This window comes from Nonomuraea sp. NPDC050790 (assembly GCF_044456745.1).
Classification (GTDB): Bacteria; Actinomycetota; Actinomycetes; order Streptosporangiales; family Streptosporangiaceae; genus Nonomuraea.
This window is the reverse complement of sequence record NZ_JBITGF010000001.1, coordinates 57,761-75,731: the sequence shown is the minus strand read 5'-3', so window position 1 is coordinate 75,731 and position 17,971 is coordinate 57,761. Positions and strand designations below refer to the sequence as shown.

20 protein-coding genes are annotated in these 17,971 nt (G+C 70.6%); 17 read left to right on the top strand and 3 right to left on the bottom strand.

What is annotated here, in order from left to right; all coding sequences use genetic code 11:
• The 13 genes from ACIBEJ_RS00325 to ACIBEJ_RS00265 all read left to right on the top strand — a co-directional run bounded on the left by ACIBEJ_RS00325 (window position 1) and on the right by ACIBEJ_RS00265 (window position 9,099).
• Window positions 1–282, top strand: coding sequence for a hypothetical protein (locus tag ACIBEJ_RS00325; RefSeq protein WP_397180370.1), 282 nt, complete (start codon window positions 1–3; stop codon window positions 280–282).
• Window positions 283–873 (top strand): hypothetical protein, encoded by a 591-nt coding sequence (locus tag ACIBEJ_RS00320; RefSeq protein ID WP_397180369.1) that lies wholly within the window; start codon window positions 283–285, stop codon window positions 871–873.
• Between the two features lie 20 nt (window positions 874–893).
• The gene (locus ACIBEJ_RS00315) at window positions 894–1,229 is read left to right on the top strand and encodes a hypothetical protein (protein WP_397180368.1); all 336 of its coding nucleotides are present in this window, start codon (window positions 894–896) and stop codon (window positions 1,227–1,229) included.
• Between the two features lie 2 nt (window positions 1,230–1,231).
• Window positions 1,232–1,579 (top strand): hypothetical protein, encoded by a 348-nt coding sequence (locus ACIBEJ_RS00310; RefSeq protein WP_397180367.1) that lies wholly within the window; start codon window positions 1,232–1,234, stop codon window positions 1,577–1,579.
• 187 nt (window positions 1,580–1,766) lie between these two features.
• Window positions 1,767–2,543, top strand: coding sequence for an N-acetylmuramoyl-L-alanine amidase (locus ACIBEJ_RS00305; protein WP_397180366.1), 777 nt, complete (start codon window positions 1,767–1,769; stop codon window positions 2,541–2,543).
• Between the two features lie 11 nt (window positions 2,544–2,554).
• Complete coding sequence (locus tag ACIBEJ_RS00300; RefSeq protein ID WP_397180365.1) at window positions 2,555–2,842, top strand: holin; 288 nt, start codon at window positions 2,555–2,557, stop codon at window positions 2,840–2,842.
• Between the two features lie 200 nt (window positions 2,843–3,042).
• Complete coding sequence (locus ACIBEJ_RS00295) at window positions 3,043–3,444, top strand: hypothetical protein (RefSeq protein ID WP_397180364.1); 402 nt, start codon at window positions 3,043–3,045, stop codon at window positions 3,442–3,444.
• A 103-nt stretch (window positions 3,445–3,547) separates the two neighbouring features.
• Window positions 3,548–4,912 (top strand): hypothetical protein, encoded by a 1,365-nt coding sequence (locus tag ACIBEJ_RS00290; protein ID WP_397180363.1) that lies wholly within the window; start codon window positions 3,548–3,550, stop codon window positions 4,910–4,912.
• Window positions 4,909–5,913, top strand: coding sequence for a hypothetical protein (locus ACIBEJ_RS00285; protein WP_397180362.1), 1,005 nt, complete (start codon window positions 4,909–4,911; stop codon window positions 5,911–5,913). The genes ACIBEJ_RS00290 and ACIBEJ_RS00285 overlap by 4 nt, the downstream gene beginning before the upstream one ends.
• Window positions 5,906–7,039: a helix-turn-helix domain-containing protein gene (locus ACIBEJ_RS00280; protein WP_397180361.1), complete on the top strand. Its 1,134-nt coding sequence runs from the start codon at window positions 5,906–5,908 to the stop codon at window positions 7,037–7,039. The genes ACIBEJ_RS00285 and ACIBEJ_RS00280 overlap by 8 nt, the downstream gene beginning before the upstream one ends.
• Window positions 7,036–7,317 (top strand): hypothetical protein, encoded by a 282-nt coding sequence (locus tag ACIBEJ_RS00275; RefSeq protein ID WP_397180360.1) that lies wholly within the window; start codon window positions 7,036–7,038, stop codon window positions 7,315–7,317. Before ACIBEJ_RS00280 ends, ACIBEJ_RS00275 begins: the two co-directional genes overlap by 4 nt.
• A gap of 414 nt (window positions 7,318–7,731) precedes the next feature.
• Entirely contained in the window at window positions 7,732–8,727 is a 996-nt protein-coding gene (locus tag ACIBEJ_RS00270; RefSeq protein WP_397180359.1) for a hypothetical protein, read from the top strand.
• Window positions 8,728–8,730: 3 nt separating this feature from the next.
• Complete coding sequence (locus ACIBEJ_RS00265; RefSeq protein ID WP_397180358.1) at window positions 8,731–9,099, top strand: hypothetical protein; 369 nt, start codon at window positions 8,731–8,733, stop codon at window positions 9,097–9,099.
• 664 nt (window positions 9,100–9,763) lie between these two features.
• Here the strand turns inward: ACIBEJ_RS00265 and pruA are convergent.
• A complete protein-coding gene (gene pruA, locus ACIBEJ_RS00260) occupies window positions 9,764–11,437 on the bottom strand; it encodes an L-glutamate gamma-semialdehyde dehydrogenase (protein ID WP_397180357.1) in 1,674 nt (557 codons plus the stop codon).
• Complete coding sequence (locus ACIBEJ_RS00255) at window positions 11,438–12,355, bottom strand: proline dehydrogenase family protein (RefSeq protein WP_397180356.1); 918 nt, start codon at window positions 12,353–12,355, stop codon at window positions 11,438–11,440.
• Between the two features lie 76 nt (window positions 12,356–12,431).
• On the opposite strand from ACIBEJ_RS00255, the gene ACIBEJ_RS00250 reads away from it, so the two are divergent.
• The 3 genes from ACIBEJ_RS00250 to ACIBEJ_RS00240 are packed head-to-tail and all read left to right on the top strand — an operon-like array spanning window position 12,432 to window position 15,590.
• A complete protein-coding gene (locus ACIBEJ_RS00250) occupies window positions 12,432–13,496 on the top strand; it encodes a PucR family transcriptional regulator (protein WP_397180355.1) in 1,065 nt (354 codons plus the stop codon).
• A 22-nt stretch (window positions 13,497–13,518) separates the two neighbouring features.
• The gene (locus ACIBEJ_RS00245; protein WP_397180354.1) at window positions 13,519–14,541 is read left to right on the top strand and encodes a FecCD family ABC transporter permease; all 1,023 of its coding nucleotides are present in this window, start codon (window positions 13,519–13,521) and stop codon (window positions 14,539–14,541) included.
• Window positions 14,538–15,590, top strand: a complete 1,053-nt coding sequence (locus ACIBEJ_RS00240) for a FecCD family ABC transporter permease (RefSeq protein WP_397180353.1) — start codon at window positions 14,538–14,540, stop codon at window positions 15,588–15,590. Before ACIBEJ_RS00245 ends, ACIBEJ_RS00240 begins: the two co-directional genes overlap by 4 nt.
• 20 nt (window positions 15,591–15,610) lie before the next feature.
• Here the strand turns inward: ACIBEJ_RS00240 and ACIBEJ_RS00235 are convergent, their stop codons facing one another.
• Window positions 15,611–16,636 carry an ABC transporter substrate-binding protein gene (locus ACIBEJ_RS00235; RefSeq protein ID WP_397180352.1) on the bottom strand — a complete coding sequence of 342 codons (1,026 nt, stop codon included), beginning with the start codon at window positions 16,634–16,636 and terminating at the stop codon, window positions 15,611–15,613.
• Between the two features lie 80 nt (window positions 16,637–16,716).
• On the opposite strand from ACIBEJ_RS00235, the gene entS reads away from it, so the two are divergent.
• The gene (gene entS, locus ACIBEJ_RS00230; protein WP_397180351.1) at window positions 16,717–17,970 is read left to right on the top strand and encodes an enterobactin transporter EntS; all 1,254 of its coding nucleotides are present in this window, start codon (window positions 16,717–16,719) and stop codon (window positions 17,968–17,970) included.
• Window position 17,971: the final 1 nt, after the last annotated feature.

The following is a 17,971-nucleotide window of genomic DNA, read 5'->3' as shown; positions in this document are numbered from 1 at the left end:
ATGGTTGCCGAAGAGTTCTGGCGAGCGGCGGACGGGTCGGTCACGGCTCGGACCGTGGAGGGCGGCGAGCCAGGGGACGCGCCGGCGGACGCGGTGCGCCTGACCCGCAAGCAGTACGAGCGCGAGTTGCGCAGCATGCAGGCCGCCCACCAGGAGAAGGTCGCCCAGTTCCGACAGGAGGATGCCGACCGAGCCCGCAGCGAGTTCGCTGCCCTGCAGGAGCTCGGCGTGCCTGAGGCGCTCGCGCGCCGGCTGGCAGGCCTGACCGAGGAGGCGGCGTAGATGGCGCAGGTCTGCGTAGGCCCCGAGTTCTCCGTCGACCCGAACGGGCGCCTGCGCCTGGATCTGTGCGGCAGTCCCGCCGAGCAGGCGTGGCCGTACCCGTGCCCGACCTCGCACAACCCGCTGCGCGTCGATCCGAATTGTGGCCTGTGGGTTCCGCCGTATCCGAAGGCGGGCCGCGCATCGGCGTCGGGCACCTTCGGCGGGGCGCTGGTCACTGTCCCGGCCGGATACACCGAGGTCACCCAGGCGGAGATCGAGGTCGACAACCCCTCCGACTGCTACCCCGCGATCGTGGTTCAGTGGATCCAGGTCGACGTCGACCTGTATCTGCCAGCGGGGACGGACTCGCGTGCCGGGTTCCGGATCAACGGCAACGCGGTGATGGCGAACGAGAACCCGGCGCCGGCGGGCGGTTCCCAGGAGACCGGCATCCACTGGGAGCTGACGCAAACGCTCGTTTCAGGGACGGTGCCGGCGGGCGGCTCCAACACCTTCACCGCGCCCATCGACCTTGGATCGGGCCAGGGCGGAGCCCAGTACGGAGAGATCAGATGGCAGATGCGCGTCCTGCTCCTGGCGGGCCTGTGAACGGGGTGAACACGGACGCGATGAACACGGACGCGATGAACACGAAGTGGTTCCTGATGGCCGACGGCGCGCTCGTCTCCCGGTCGCTGCACGTCGAGGGCGCCTACCGGATCAAGGTGACGGTCCCGGCCGGCGCGGTCGAGATCAGCGCAGAGGAAGCAGCGGAGATCCGTTCTGGCCACCGCGAGAGCGTCCGCGCGTGGGTGATGGAACAGAACGAAGCCGCGGCCGCGATCCGCAGGCGCGACTACGACGCGCTGATCGGGCTCGGCGCGCCGGACGCCACCGCGCGTCGCCTGTCCGGCTACACCAGCCCCGCCGGTGACGTGACCGACCGGGATGTTCGAGGGCGGTGAACATGCCGGAGGAGGACCCGTTCAGCGGGGTGGTGACGGCGGCCACCGTCTACGCCGCGGTGGTCACCGTAGGCGAGAGAGTCGGCCAGGTGGATCACAAGGTCGACCTCGTCGACCAGAAGGTGGGCGGGCTGGTGTCGAGCGTGGCCGACCTTCAGACACGGGTCCGAGACCTGGAGGCCAGCGATCACACCCAGCAGGCCGCCATCGACCAGGTCACCGCCGTGAATGGCGACCTGGAAGGCCGGATGCGCGAGGTGGAGGCCACCCGGTGGCCGAAGGGCCTGCCGCTGCTGTTCGCCGCCGCCTCCCTCGTGATCGCAGTGATCGCGTTGTGGCGGGGGTGGTGATGGCTGGCTGGAAGTTCACCTGGTCTCGCATCGAGCCGATTCCGCATGCGATCCACGCTCTCCGGATCGCTGTGCAGGCTCCGCGACCTCGCGAAAGCGTGACCCCGCCGACCGGCGGGCCGTTCCGGGACCGGCGGAAGCGGGCGGCGCGCAGGCGTGCCGCGCGAGCGTCAAGGGGGAGACGCTGATGATCAATTTGGTGACGAGGGAGCGGTGGAACGCCCGGCAGCACAAGGGCCAGGTGGCATTGAAGAGCAATCCGCGCGGCGTGAAGTTCCACTACGTCGGCGGCAGGGTGGATCCGGCCATCGTCGCTGATCACAGCCAGTGCATCGCGTTGATGAAGTCCATCCAGCGGGATCACATGGACAGGCGCTTGTGGGCTGATATCGGCTACACGGCGTGCACATGTCCGCATCGGGAGGTTTTCATCGGCAGAGGCCCGGGGGTCTTGCCGGCCGCGAATGGAGAGGGACTCAACGCCGGCGACTACGCGCTCATGGCGATGGTGGGCGATTCGGGGCTGGTCGTCCCGCCGGATGGCATGCTGCACGGCCTGCTGGATGCCCGTGCGTGGCTGATGGGGCTGCCTGAACGGGATCGTCCCTGCGGCGGAGAGGTGCGCGGTCACCGTGACGGCTTCGACACGAGCTGTCCGGGCGACTGGCTGTATGGCTGGGTCCGGCGCGGCCATCCCCGTCCTGGCGGTGAGGGCGGTGTGCGTCCAGAGCCACCCGCGTGGCCCGGCAGGGTCCTGGAGTATCCGCCGGTGATGGCGGGCGATGACGTGCGCACCTGGCAGCGGCAGATGAAGCGTCGCGGGTGGCGCATTGACGTCGACGGGCGTTTCGGTCCCCAGTCGCGGCAGGTGGCGCTCGCGTTTCAGCGGGAAAAGGGCTTGCGGGTCACGGGGAAGGTCGGCCGGGACGACTGGCGGGAAGCGTGGCTGGCGCCGATCACGTAGGGCGGCATCGGATGCCGGGTCGCGACAGGCCAGCCGATCGGGTAACGGCGGCGGAGGGCCGGCGCCGGAGGGGCGGGATCTGGTCGGCCACCTGGTGGCGGGATGCGCTGGAGCGGGCGGCGGGCGCTGCGGCGTCGGCGGTGCTCGGGGGCGTGGGCACGGAACAGCTGGAGCTGTTGCAGCTGGCGTCGTTGCGCGCGGCCGGTGCGCTTGCGTTGGGCGGTGCCTTGGTGTCGCTGGTCCTGTCGGTCGCGGCGTCGGGAAAAGGCGACCACGAAACTGCATCTTTCAGGCATTAGGGGCTCTAGCCCCGCAAAAGGTGCGAAGGGCCTGCCGTCGAGGTGACAGGCCCTTCCAGGTCCCTATGGAGAAGGGAACTCGCGCCAGCACCGCCAGGGTACCCCGTTGCCACTCCTTTACCATCACTGTTCGGTAAGAATTGCATACGGTACCCCTATAGGTATAGGGTAAGAATTGCATCCTGAAAGGAGGTGATGAAGTGACGCATCCCCCGCAGGGCCGCCCCGAGCTGGTCGGACTCCCCGACATCGCTCGGATCACCGGAGAGAAGCTCAACACGCTTCGCTCCTGGCGGCACCGCGAGGACTACGACAAGCTGCCCGACGCCGACGCGATCGTCTCCGGTACACCGGTCTGGCTCCAAGCCCGCTGGACCCACCCGGACGAGCCACTGCCCGACCTGCCTCTCATCGTGGGCGTGAAGGAAGTCGCCGCCATGTTCGGCGTCGACCCCGACACCGTGACGATCTGGTTCCAGCGCCAGAACGGCGCGCCACCACACGAGTGGAAGATCGGCAAGACGCGCATCTGGACACTCCCGCCCTGGCAGGAGTTCGCCAAGCGCACGGGCCGACCCATCACGCTGCCAACCGGCAGATAGCAACACCGTTCGCCTCAACCAGGGGCGAACTCTGAGCTTTAGCTATACGGGGACAGTCGAGGAAAGTTTCCCCATTCGCTACCTATGGAGAAGGGCTCACGACGTGACGCTGAAGACGCGACCCCCCACGTGTATCGTCCCGTTCCCGCTGGTCCTCATCGAGGGACCAGCCGACTCCGGCAAGACCCGCATGCTCGTCACCTTCACCGCCGACCCGCGCATCGGGCGCAGCCTCATGCTCGACCTCGGCGACGGCAACGGCGACGAGTACGGCGACGCCGCCACCAGCGGAACCGCCACCTACGAGATCGTGGAGCACGACGGCTCGTGGGCCTCGATCATCGGCCAGCTCGAAGCCGCGCACACCGAAGCCGCCCAGGCGCTCGCCGCAGGCGAAAAGCCGTGGCTCCTCGGCGTCGACAGCGGCACCAACCTGTGGGAGATGCTCAAGACGTGGGGCGGCGCCCGCGCGAAGGGCTCGGTCAAGAACCAGCGGCTGCTCGCGTTCGACCCGAACGCCGACATCCGCATCCCCAACAACATCTGGGACGACGTTCACGCCCGCCACCAGCGGCTAATGGAACTGCTCACCACGTTTCCCGGCATCGTCGTGGTCACCTGCAGAGGCCGCGAAACCTACCTCGCCGAGGACCCGGCCGACCCAGTCCCGAAGGTCAAGACCTACAAGGTGGAGTGCCACCGCGACCTCACCCACGAGGCGACCGCCTGGATCCGGCTCAGCCTCGACGCCCCGCCCACGATCATCGGCGCCAAGAGCAAATTCCTCGCCATCCAGTACGGCAAGGACGAAGCCCGCGTCGTACCGGATCTCGACCTGGCCGCGTTCGTCTTCAACACGCTGCGCGTCTCCGCCGACAGCCAGCCCCGGCCCCGGATCCGGCTCGGCCGAGAGCGGCTGCCCGAGCACATCCGCGACGAGGCCATAGCCACAGGCAACCGCGACCGGCTCCAGCAGCTCCTGGCCGAAGCGGCCCACCCGGCCCACCAGGGCGTGACCGTGGACAACGAGTGGGGAGAGGAAGAGAGCCTCACCGAGCTGATCGCCCGCCGCATCCGCGGGCTGGCCAGCCGCCCCGGCTCCACCGAGACGACCGCCACCCGCCCGGCCGCCCTGCCACGCCCCGCCGACGACAAGCCGCCCACAGCGTCCGCCGCGCCCTCCGGCAAGGTCACCGACCAGATGGCCCAGACGCTCGCGCAGATGCTCGCCAAATGCGGCAAGGCGAACCCCGACCAGCGGCTCACCGTCCTGCAGATCCTCACCGGGGCGAGGTTGACCAGCGAACGGGAACTCGCCGCCGAGGCGGCGGCCACCGTCATGGGGCTTCTCGCTCCCGCCCTGGCCGCGCCGTCGCCGGGCGACAAGCTCGCCGAGATCATGCAGCACCGCATGGCCGACCTGATGGCCGCCCAATTCCCGACCATCGAGGAGAAGCCCGCAGCATGACCAGCCGTACGACGAAGACGACCAAGCGCAAGCGCAACGCCCGCGCGAACCGCACGCCGATCCCGCCCATCGACGGCGAGGCCAGCACGGCCCCCACGGGCGACCAGACGCCGACAGCCCCGCCGCCCGCCACCCCTGCGGCGGAGGACACGACCACGATTCACAGCATCCCCGGCCGAGAGGAGCCAATCGTCTTCACCGGCGGGCAGGCGCTGCCCGGCTTCGAGCACCTGTCCTTCCAGGAACTCGCCCAGCTCGCGGGCAAGGCCGGCCTGAGCCTGCCCAACGGCGCCGACGAAGCGCTCGATGGCGTCCTCCTGCGCAAGGAGATCGCCGAAGCCAAGACGCTGCTCGCCGAGGCCGAGGAACGCGGGGAGGGGCCGCTCGACCTGGCCCACGCCTACGGTTACCTCGACGGCGTTCACAAGGCGCTCGGCCGCCAGGTCAAGCGCACCCGCGAGCAGGCAGAGAAGATGTTCGCCGCCGCCCAGCTCGTCCACGGGATGAAGGCGCTGGACGTGATGGCAGACGACGGCGGCCCTGCCGTCGCCACCATCCACATCCAGGAGTCCAAACCAGTGATCTCCTGGGACAGCGACGCCGTGGAGAGCTACTGCCGCGAGCACGCCCAGAGCGAGCTGTACCAGGAGGTCCTGGCCGGCGCGCTCAACCTGCCCGACGTGATCGCCTACGTTGCCATGGCGCACCCCAGCTACGTCGAAACCCGGGTACGGGAGGCGTACCTGACCAGGCTGCAATCCGAGATCGACGACGACGGCCAGATACCCGACCCCACGACGGGCGAGCTGGTCCAGCTCGCAACTGTCACTCCCGGCCGCCGCGACGGGGCGTTCATCATCCGCTACGCCGGCGCCAAGGGCGGTCGCCCTTCGGGCAAGGAACGCATCGAACGGATGTTCCGGGCGGGCGGGATGGGCGACATCCTCGCTCTCGGCGCAGCCTCTGACGCCGAGCCAGGTCAGGAAGTCGAGGGTGGCTGAGCCTCACCCGCTGGTCGCCGAGCTCGACGCCGTGCGCGTCGAGCTCGGCGTCGCCGAATCGATCGTCGCCGAGACGGTCGGTGTCCCCGCCATGGACATCGGCTGGTGGTCGATGGGCACGCGCGCACCCACTCTGCGCCAGTTCATCGGTTATGCCGCCCTGCTCGGCCTGCGGCTCACCTTCACCAACGAGCACGGCCAGGTCGAGTACGTCGATCAGGTGCCGATCCTCGGCGCCGACGACCCGCCGCGGCGGCTTGCCATGGTGCTCGACCGGCGGCGCGAGCGCCGCGACCTTTCGCGCCGGCTGCTGGCCCAGACCGTCGGGGTGTCGTCGGCCGTCCTCAACCGGTGGGCCAACGGCGACAAGCCTCTCCCGCTGGAAGGCATGGTCAGCTGGGCTGCGGCGGTCGGCTGGACGGCTGGCCTGGCCGAAGCCCCAGAGAACCCGGTTGAACAGGCGAGCCCGCCCGGCGCTCCTGCGCGGCGACGGGAGCGGAGAAGACCGCCCCGCGTCCTGCCGCTGGTCGCCGAGCTGGAGAAGGCCCGGCAGGCCCAACGCATCTCCCAGGCGGTGATCGCGCACATCACCGGCGTCCACAAGAACACCGTTGGCCGGTGGGCCACCGGTGAACGCACTCCGTCCGTGGAAAATCTCCTCGACCTAGCCCACGCCCTTCGCTACGACGTCGGACTCGTCCCGCTCGATGACGGGGCGCCGGTCGACGGCCGCGCCCGGCTCAGGCAGCAGATCCTCTTGCAGATCGACGTCGCGCGCGGCAACCGGGACCTGAAACTGAAAGGCCCGATGAGCCCGCCGTCCGGCACGGGCGAGCCCTGGCGTGACCAGGCGCTGCAGGCGAGGGCCCGTGAGGTGGAGAGCGAGCGCACCAACCGCGCCACCTGGGCGCTGCGCGCCAACGCCGCGGTGGCCGACGCCCTGACCCACCAGGATCCCGTCCAGTTGCGGGCCGCGCTGATGGCGGCGGCCATGACGTTGGTGGCCTGGCTGGAGGACCTGGACGACGAAGCCGACAGGGAAGCCGTTACTGGCAGGGAGTCCGACGTCCCGGCCGCCAGCGAGGGCGTGGGCGAAGCCCCCGGCGAGAGCGGTGACAGGCCATGACCATCCTGCTCGCCGTCTACGCGGGGCCGATCTGCGTGGGGCGCTGTGACCACCGCTGCTACGACGCGGACGAGAGCCGATGCAGCTGCGTCTGCGGAGGCGTCAACCACGGCCAGGGCCTGGCCGTGGCCATCGACAACACCCGTGAGCACGCCGAGCGCTGGATCGCTGCCCTCAAGCAGGCACGGCCCGCCATCTCTCGATGGTCGATCGACCTCACGGTGCAGACGGTTCCCCTGTTTACCCGGCCAACGAAGGGAGCTGAGCTCGTGTCTTGACCTGGAACCTCTGGCGATACATGGCAAACGGTCGTTACTGTTCCCTCACGGCTCTCGCATCAAACAACTTCCCGCAGCGTTGCGAGCGAGAGCCGTCCCATTTGAGCAAAGAAAGAAGCCCCGGGTCCCGCTGGCAGGCGGTCCGGGGCTGACGACCTAGACGAAGGAGGTCGCGGTGCTGGGCACCACTGTACCCGTACGGGTCTTGGCGACACAGGGGTTCCGGGCTTACTCCCACGGCCACAGAAGCGTACGAAACGCGATTCGGATCCGCCACGATTGGGCTGGATCATGAAAGCCCCCGGGCAGTCTCCCTCGGACGCTGCACGGGCGGATGGGTGGACTCTCGACGTCGACGAGCGGCCCGGGGCGGCCGCGTGAACCGTACCCCCACCCCCCGCGAGACGGTGATCGATGAGCGGTGACGAGGAACGCTTCAGCGTTCAGGCCGCCTCCAAGGACCCGTTCGGGATGGTCTACTTCGAGGTCCTCGACGATGGCCGTCTCGACCGCAACGGCAAGGACGCCTACGTCTGTCTGGTCCGCATGGCCGACTACTACGAACGGACCCTTGAGGAACTCACCCGCGCCCAGATCGCCGCGGTGATGAACATGTCGGTCGACTCGTTCGACCGCGGCCTGAAGCAACTCGCATCGTGCGGCTACGTCCGGAAGATCAAGCGCTACCGGCCCGGTACCAGCTCGCTGGCCCCGTCCGGCTACGTGCTCTACGACTCGAAGCTCGCCCGGCTCGAACGAGAAATGCAGGAGAAATCGGGCATCGCTACAGACAGTCATCCTGTGGATAACGTCGCCCAGGTAAGTCGCGCAAAGACTCAAGCAGAGGCAAAAACCGCAGGTGAAGGTAGCCGCACAGAGCGGCAACCACAAGCCGGGCAAACTGGGGCGGTGGCCGCTGTGAGCGGTAAGGGTGGCCGCACACAGCGGCAACCCTTGCCGCAGGGAGCGGTAGCTATTCCTTATAGAGGTTCTAAGAAAGAAGAAGACCTCCCCCTGGCCCCCCTCCCGCCTGTGGACGCCCCGCCTGTGGAAACGGAGGAGGGGGAGGCGATCATGAAACTGGTCGAAGACCTCCGGGCGCTCCGGCCCGACTGGGCCACCCGCTCGATCATCCGCAGCCTCACCGACCCCAGCGTGATCGAGCGCCCGTGGTGGATCGTCCGGCACGCCGCACTCGCACTCGCCCGCGACGCCGTCACCCAGCACCCCGGCCGCCTCGTCCACGATGGGCCGTGGTGGCACGCCGCCGCCAAGAGCGCCGACCGGCTCCCGGTCATGCCGTGGTGCGGCTGCTGCTCCGACCCCGTGCGGCGAAGAGTCGAAGACGACGAAGCCCGCGATCACGGACCCTGCCCCCGCTGCCACTTCTCCATCCTCAAGGGCGCGTGAGCCGTGGAACCCAACAGGCGCGAGGTCCGCGCCTGCGACGCATGCCAGAAGCTGATCTTCTTCGCCCTCACGGAGAACGGCTCCTGGCAGGCGCTCGACGCCAAGCCCGACCCGCAGCGCGGCACGATCGCCGCCTACCGGCAGGGAGTCCGCCGCTGGCTGTGCCGTTCCCTCCTCGCGGACGACGCCGACCAGCGCCCGGCCCACCCCCTGGAGCGCCGATTCACCCCGCACGCGCAGACGTGCGCCGGCCGGAAACCGAGCGCCACCCAGCCGACCATCCCCGGCTTCGCCGTCGAGCCCAGCGCGCCCCCCGGCAGCAGTCAGCCCGGATCCGGCAACGTCATCCCGTTCCGGCGGCGGCGCGGCTAACCGCTCGGCGTACAACCCTCCGGGCCGAAGACGGCGGGCAGAGACAGCTGCGCCGGACGCCGGAGTACATCCCGCCCAGGTAGGTGTATCGCCTGGAAGCGGCGGCAGAGCCTCAATGTCAAGAACGCGAGCCACGCGCCCCATCGCCGGGTCCGCCTCGCTAGGTTCTGGCCATGACCAGCAGTTCCTGGGCGGTGAGCCCCGACGCGATCACAGAGGTGATCCCCAGAATCCAGCTCCCATCGCGCGGTGAGGCCCGCCCGGCGCGATCGGACACCGCCCCCTACCCGGCGCTTCCCCCCGCCGATCACCCCACGCCAGACGACATCACGCCCGAACCGGCGCCCTTTCGCCCCTGGCGGATGATCTGGTGCTTGATGACCTTGGGCCACTTCTGGTTCCCCGGGGTGACCGGCTGCCTCGACTGCGGCTGGGGCCGATCGGCATGAGCGTCGAACTCGAAGCCCGGAGCGGTGAACACGGCTGACGCGAGGACCACCTGCGGGTGCTGGCCTGGTCTCCTGCCGCCAGATGGTGCCGCCTGGCCCCGGGGAAGGTGTCCGTAGGGCGGCACGCCAGGGCTATGCCGCAAGAAACGACGCCCCGGTAATCCCAATGGGAATTACCGGGGCGTCGAATTATTCGCCGGTCATTTGGGGACCTATTAGTAGCCGAGATTCTTCAAATCGGGCTGCTGCCATCCCGTCTGAGGAACGTCACCCCTATATGGTCCCGTGATAATCGGGGGGACGAAGGTCTCCTTGATCGTGCGGGCGTTGACCCAGCGGATCAGGTTGAAGATCGAGCCGGCCTTGTCGTTGGTGCCCGAGGCGCGGGCGCCGCCGAACGGCTGCTGTCCGACGACGGCGCCGGTGGGCTTGTCGTTGACGTAGAAGTTGCCGGCGGCGAAGCGGAGCCTGTCGCTGGCCGAGGCGATGGCGTAGCGGTCCTGGGCGATGATCGAGCCGGTCAGCGCGTACGGCGAGACGGACTCCATCTGGTCCAGGACGGTGTCGTAGGCGGCGTCGTCGTAGACGTGGACGCCGAGGATCGGGCCGAAGTACTCCTTGACGAAGATCTCGTCGGTCGGGTCGTCCGACACCAGGATGGTCGGCTTCACGAAATAGCCGGTGGAGTCGTCGTAGGAGCCGGTCAGGACCTCGATGCCCGCCGACGCGCGGGCGCGGTCGATCGCGGCCTTGTGCTTGGCGAAGGCGCGCTCGTCGATGACGGCGCCCATGAACGTCGACAGGTCCGCGGCCACGTCGCCCACGGTCAGCGACTCGGCGGTGCCCACCAGGTCGTCCTTGATCCGGGTCCAGAGCGAGCGCGGGATGTAGGTGCGCGAGGCGGCCGAGCACTTCTGGCCCTGGTACTCGAAGGCGCCGCGGATCAGCGCGGTGGTGAGCACGGCGGGGTCGGCCGAGGGGTGGGCCAGGACGAAGTCCTTGCCGCCGGTCTCGCCGACCAGGCGCGGGTAGCCGTGGTAGCCGGTGATGTTGGCGCCGATGGTGGCCCACAGGTGCTGGAAGGTCGCGGTGGAGCCGGTGAAGTGGATGCCGGCCAGCGCGGGGTGGGTCAGGGCGGCCTCGGACACGGCGGCGCCGTTGCCGGTGACGAGGTTGATGACGCCCGGCGGGAGGCCGGCCTCCTCCAGCAGCTTCATCGTGAAGTGCGCGGCGAACTGCTGGGTGGGCGACGGCTTCCACACGACGACATTGCCCATCAAAGCGGCAGAAGTCGGCAAATTTCCGGCGATGGCGGTGAAGTTGAACGGCGTGATCGCCAGGACGAAGCCCTCCAGCGGCCGGTACTCCATCCGGTTCCAGACGCCCGGCGAGGAGACGGGCTGGTCGGCGTAGAGCTGCCGGGCGTAGGCCACGTTGAACCGCAGGAAGTCGATCAGCTCACAGGCGGCGTCGATCTCCGCCTGCTGCGCCGACTTCGACTGCCCGAGCACGGTCGCGGCGTTCAGCGTGGCCCGCCACGGGCCCGCCAGCAGGTCGGCCGCCTTGAGGAAGACCGCCGCCCGCTCGTCGAACGACAGCGCCCGCCACGCGGGAGCGGCGCGCAGCGCCGCGTCCACCGCGTCCTTCACGTCCTGGGCCGTAGCGTCGTTGGTACGCCCCAGGACGGAGGTCTTGTTGTGCGGCTGCACCACGTCGATCGGCGCGCCGCCGCCCATCCGGGACTCCCCGTCGATGGTCATGGGCAGGTCGATGGAGCTGCCGGCCAGCTCCTTGACCCGGTTCTCCAGCGCGGTGCGCTCCGCGCTGCCCGGCGCGTAGCCGTACACCGGCTCGTTGGCCGGAACGGGAACGTTGCTGATGGCGTCCATTTACTTGCCTCCAAGGGCACGAAGGAAGAAGGCGACGTTGGCGGGGCGTTCGGCGAGACGGCGCATGAAGTAGCCGTACCAGTCGTCGCCGTAGGGCACGTAGACGCGGACCGTGTGGCCCGCTCCGGCCAGGGCCTCCTGCCTGTCGGTCCTGATCCCGTAGAGCATCTGGTACTCGTAGTCGCCGATCACGCGGCCGAACCGGTCGGCGAGCAGCTCGGTGATGGAGATCAGGCGATCGTCGTGCGTCGCCACCATGGGGTATCCCTTCCCCGCCATGAGGATCCGCAGGCATCGCACGTACGCCTTGTCCACCTCGGCCTTGCTCTGGTGGGCGACGGAGGCGGGCTCGTTGTAGGCGCCCTTGACCAGCCGTACCCGCGAGCCCTCGGCCGACAGCTCGCGCAGGTCGTCCTCGCTGCGGAACAGGTACGCCTGGATCGCGACGCCGGTCGACGGGTACTCCTCGCGCAGCTTGCGCAGGATGCCCAGCGTCGAGTCGACGGTGGTGTGGTCCTCCATGTCGAGCGTCACGGTCGAGCCGTTGGCGGCCGCGGCGGCGCAGATCTCCCGCGCGTGCTCCAGGGCCAGGTCGTCGGAGAGCTCCTGGCCGACGGCCGACAGCTTGACCGACACCTCCGCGCGCTCGCCGAGCTCCAGCGGGCGCAGCGTGTCGAGCAGCTTGACGTAGGCGGCGGCGGTGCCCGCGGCGGCAGTGGCGTCGCGGGTCTCCTCGCCGAGGTGGTCCACGGTGACGGTCAGTCCGCCGTCGACCAGCCGCTCGATCGCCGCGCGCGCCTCATGGGCGCCCTCGCCTGCGACGAAGCGGTCGACCACCTTGCGGGTGAGCGGGAAGCCGGACACGGAGCGGCGTACGAGCCTGCTCCGCGACGTGGCGAGTAGCAGTTGACCGAACATGCATCCAGCCTAAAACTCCTGTTCAGACGCCAGCCATCGACGTCCGTAACGCGGGATGTGGCAGGCTGTCATACAAATGCACAACACCGCAGACCTCCAGGAGACCGTCGACGAGATCGCCCGCGTGCTCGGGGCTTCGGCGACGCTGGAGGACCGCTCGTTCCGCCTGCTGGCCTACAATGCGCAGCACGGGGAGATCGACGCGGTCCGCCAGGAGTCCATCCTGCGCCGCCGCGCCACGGGCGAGGTGCGCGACTACTTCGAGCGCTTCGGCATCGCCAAGGCGCACGGCCCGGTCCGCATCCCCGCCGACCACGACCTGAAGGCGCGCATCTGCTGGCCGCTGCGCCACCGCGAGGTGACCTACGGCTACCTGTGGCTGCTCGACTCGGGCACGCTGTCCGACGAACTGCTCGCCCGCGCCGGCGGCCTGGTCGCGCGGGCGGCGAGCGCGCTGGCGCACGAGGCGCGCAGCCGCCAGGACGCCGGGCGCGGCCTGCGCGCGCTGCTCTCCGCCGACCCCGAGGAACGCGCCACCGCCGAGACCGGCATGCCGGGCCCCGTGGCCGCGCTGGCCGTCAGGGAGTCGCCCGAGCGCGTGGCCGCCCTCTGGACGTTGCCGCGCGGCGTGCTCGCCCTCGCGGGCTCGCCGGTGGCGGTGCTGTCTCCCGCGCACCTGGCCGCCGAGGTCGCCTACACCCTGCAGAGCGTGTACGGCACCGCCGCCGGCATAGGCGCCCCCCGGCAGGACCCGGCCGACGCCTGGCAGAGCTGGCGGGAGGCCCGGCAGGCGCTGCGCATCGCCGAGCACTTCACCCGCTTCGCCCCGGTCGCCCGCTGGGAGGACCTGGGGGTGCACCGGCTGCTGGCCCGCCTGGGCCAGGCCGACCTGCGGGAGCTGGCCGCGGAGGTGGCGGGGCTCGACGGTGAGCTGGCCCGGACCGTCGAGACGTACCTCGACCTGGGCGGACACGCCCAGAAGGCGGCGGCGGAGCTGGGCGTGCACCGTCAGACGCTCTACTACCGGCTCGGCAAGGCCGAGCGGGCGCTCAACCGCGACCTGGACGACGGCGACGACCGGCTGGTGATCCATCTCGGTCTCAAGGCCGCGCACCTGTCGGATCCCTCGCCATCGGGATAAGGCTTGGCTAACCTAAGGTGACGTGACGTCCCTCACCGTCCGGAAAGGCCGCACCGCCCACGCGCGCAACCTCACACTGGCGCTGGCGGTGCTGGCGTCCGTCTGCGCGCTGAGCGTCGCGCTGGGCTCGGCCGAACTGTCCCCGTCCGCCCTCCTCGACGCGCTGCTGCGCCGCGAGGGCGCGGAGGGGGTGACCGCCGTCTGGGAACTGCGGGTGCCACGCACCCTCGTGGGCCTCGGCGTGGGCGCGGCGCTCGGCCTGGCCGGCGCGATCATGCAGTCGCTGACCCGCAACCCGCTCGCCGACCCCGGCATCCTCGGCGTCAACGCCGGCGCCGCCACCGGCGTGGCGCTCGCCTTCGCCGTCTTCGGGCTGACCGACCTGCGGGGATCGGTGTGGTTCGCGTTCGCGGGCGCCGCGGCCGCGACCGTGCTGGTCTACACGCTCGGCTCACGCGGGTACGGCGGCGCCACCCCCATCCGCCTCGCCCTGGTCGGCACCGCCGCCGACGCCGCGCTGCTGTCGATCGTCTGGGCGGTGCTGCTGCTCGACTCCGACACGCTGCACCGCTACCGGTTCTGGTCGGTGGGCTCGCTGGCCGCGGTCGACTCGGCGGCGCTCGGCCAGATCTGGATGTTCCTGGTGGCGGGGGCGGTGTTCGCGCTGGCGCTCGGGCCCGCGCTCAACGCCCTGGCGCTGGGCGAGGACGCGGCCCGCTCGCTCGGCGTCCACGTCGGACGCGCCCGCCTGCTGGCCGTCGCCGCGGTGACGCTGCTGTGCGGGGCAGCGACGGCGGCGGTGGGGCCGATCTTCTTCCTCGGGCTGGCGGTGCCGCACATCGTGCGCGCGCTGATCGGTCCCGACCAGCGGTGGCTGCTGCCGTACTCGATGGTGATCGCCCCGTCGCTGCTGCTGGCCTGCGACGTCCTCGGCCGCATCATCGTCCGGCCGGCCGAGCTGGAGGTCGGCATCATCACGGCGTTCGCCGGGGCTCCGGTGCTCATCGCGCTGCTGCGCGGCAGGAAGCGGGTGGGTGAGCTGTGACACGGACCATCGCGGAACGGCCGGTCAAGCGCTTCGCGGTGCGCGCGGGCAGGTGGTCGTACCTGCTGCCGTTGCGCGCGGCCGTGGTGACGTGCGCGCTGGTCGTGGTCACGCTCGCGATCGGCGTGGTCAGCCTGGGCAGCGGCGACTACCCGCTCTCCCCGGCGCAGGTCATCGGCGCGCTGACCGGCGACGGCGGCACGGCCGCCCAGTTCGTGGTGATGCGGCTACGGCTGCCGCGGCTCCTGGTGGCCCTCGGGGTCGGGGCGGCGCTGGCCGTGGGCGGGGCCGTACTGCAGACGTTGACCCGCAACGCGCTGGGCAGCCCGGACATCATCGGCCTGGACCGAGGGGCGGCGACGGGCGCGCTGCTCGGCATCCTCGTGCTCGGCGGCGGCTCGGTGGCGATCGCCGGATCCGCGGTGGCGGGCGGGGCGCTCGCGCTGGTCGCGGTCTACCTGCTGGCCTTCCGCGGCGGCCTGCGCGGCGCCCGGTTCGTGCTGGTCGGGGTGTGCGTGGCGGCGATGCTCGGCGCGGTCAACGCCTACCTCATCACCCGCGCGGACCTGTGGTCGGCGAACCAGGCGGCCACCTGGCTGGTCGGCAGCGTCGCCGGGAGCAAATGGGGACATGTGATCGCGATCTGGATCGCCTGCGGGGTGCTGCTGCCGGTGCTGGCCGCGATGTCCTCGCGGCTGCGGCTGCTGGAGATGGGCGACGAGGTGGCCGTCGGCCTCGGCGTACGCGCCGAACGGGCCAGGCTGGCGGCGCTGACCTGCGCGAGCGCGCTGACCTGCGTGGCGATCGCGACGGCCGGGCCCATCCTGTTCGTGGCCCTGACCTCGCCCCAGCTCGCCCGGCGCCTGACCGGGGTGGCGGGCCCGCCGATCTGGGCGAGCGCCGCGATGGGCGCACTGATCATGGTGGTCAGCGACCTGGCGGCACAACGGCTGTTCGGCCAGGCCCAGTTGCCGACCGGGGTGATCACGGGCGCGATCGGCGGCGGCTACCTGCTGTGGATGCTGGGCCGCCGCCGTACCCGGGGCTAGTGAGCCGCCTCCGGACGCTCCTAGAGGGGTTTGAAGGCGGCGAGCTGCTCGTTCAGCTTGTCGAGCCAGGCGGCCTGGCGCTGGTAGCTGTAGGGGGTCTCGACCACCCAGGGGATGACCTGGCCGGCCTTGACCGCGGGGATCTGGGCGAAGGTGGCCTTCTTCTTCATGTCGTCCAGCGTCAGCCACTGGCTGCGCGAGTCGTAGAGGACGACGTCGGCCTTGTACTTGGCCGCCTGCTCCCAGCTCAGCGTCTCGTACAGCGGGTCGTCGCCCGCGCCCTTCTCCATCGCCAGGCCCAGGGAGGCCAGGTAGGTGAGGTCGGTGTAGCCGCCGGCGCCGGCCCTGGCGACCCAGAACTGGTCGGGCCCGCCGGCGACCGCGAGAACCTTCAGGCCCTTCTCCGCGGTCTTCGAGACCTTCTCGGAGGCCTCCTCGAACGCCTTCTTGCCCTGGGTGACACCGGGCGCGGCGGGGTCGGCGCCCAGGGAGACGGCCAGCTCCTCGAAGCGGGCCAGGACCTTCTTCAGGTCCGTGCCCTTGACGGTCTCGATCGCGACCAGCGGCGCCAGCGCCTCGATGTCGCCCATCTGCTTCTCGGGCACGTACCAGACCAGGTCGTTGAACTTGGTGGTCACCAGCAGCTCCGGCTGGAGAGAGGCGTACTTCTCCACGTTGAACTCGCCGTAGCCGGTGCCGATCGAGGCCGCCTTCGCCAGGTCGACGTCGCCGGCGAGCGGGTCCTTGGACCCGTCCTTGAGCGTGGTGGAGCCGAACAGGCCGACCGACTGGACGCCGAAGTCCCACAACGCCGCCGCTGCGCCGACGTAGGCGACGATCCGCTTGGGGGCGGCGGGCGCCTCCGCCTTCTTGCCCCGGTCGTCGGTGAACGACCACGGCCCCGCCGTACTCGCTGCCTTGGAGGCCGCGCCGGCGGGGGCGGCGGGGTCGCCGCGGCCGGCGGTGCCGCAGGCGGCGGCGAGGGCTCCGAGCGTAAGGAGGGATCCGCCGCGCAGGGCCTGACGACGAGTGATGCCGGATGCCATGAAACTACCCTTCTCAGAAGTTAGGTAAGGCTTCCCTTTTTTGGGTAATCTAACCTCATCTTGACCCTCTGGGGAGACTCGTGCGCCTGGGACACCTGGTCATCGACATCACTCCGTTACGCGCCGCCCGCGACTTCCGCTACGTCTTCGCCGCCAGGATGGTCTCCCTCGTCGGCATCGGTGTAACCGGTGTGGCGCTGGCCATGCAGGTGTACGGCATGACGGGGTCGTCGCTGCACGTCAGCCTGATCAACCTGTCGCTCGGCGGGCCGCTGCTGGCCGGGACGCTCGCCGGCGGCGTGCTCGCCGACCGGATGGACCGGCGGCTGCTCATCGTCGGGTCGCGGGCGGGCGCGGCGGCGGGGTTCGCGGTGCTCGCGGTCAACGCCTTCCTGCCCGAACCGCGCCTGTGGGTGATCTACCTGAGCGCCGGGCTGATCGGGCTGGCCGACGGGCTCAGCGAGACCGCCCTCATGGCCGCCGTGCCCGCGCTCGTCGGCCGCGACAAGCTCGCCGCCGCCGAGGCGCTCACCTCCATCACCACGCAGGTCGGCACCATCGCGGGGCCGGCGCTGGGCGGGCTGCTGGTGGCCGGGCCGGGGTTCGGCGCCTGCTACACGCTCACCTGCGTCACCACCGTCCTGACGACCGTGCTGCTGCTGATGCTGCGCCCGCTGCGGCCCGACGGTGACGTCGCCGAGGCGCATCCGCTGCGGGCGATCGCGGAGGGGATACGTTTCGCGCGGCGCGATCGGGTGATCGGCGGGGTGATCCTGCTCGATCTCAGCGGGACGCTGCTGGCCACGCCGTACGCGCTGTTCCCCGCGTACGTGGCCGAGCACTACGGCGGCGACGCGGCCACGGCCGGGCTCCTCTACAGCGCCCCGGCGGCGGGGGCGCTCCTGGCGGCGCTGGCCAGCGGCTGGATCGGCCGGGTGAGCCGTCCCGGTCGCGTGCTCATCGGCGCCGCGGCGCTGTGGGGGCTGGCGGTGGCCGGGTTCGGGGCCAGCGCGTGGCTGCCGGTGAGCCTGCCGCTGGCGCTGGCGTTCCTCGCCGTCTCCGGGGTGGGGCAGGTGATCTCCGAGGTGCTGGCCGGCGCGCTCGTCCAGTCCCGCACCCCCGACCGCCTGCTGGGCCGGGTGTCGAGCCTGTGGCTGACCGAGGCGACCGTGGGCCCGGCCCTGGGCAACGTGGTCGCCGGCGGCCTGGCCCGCCTCGTGCCGCCGGGCGGCGCGGCGGTGATCGGCGGGCTGGCCTGCGTCGCGGGCGTGGCCGCCCTGGCCGTGTCCAACCCCGCCCTGCGCCGCGCCCGCCCCCTCCCCACCACCGGCTGAG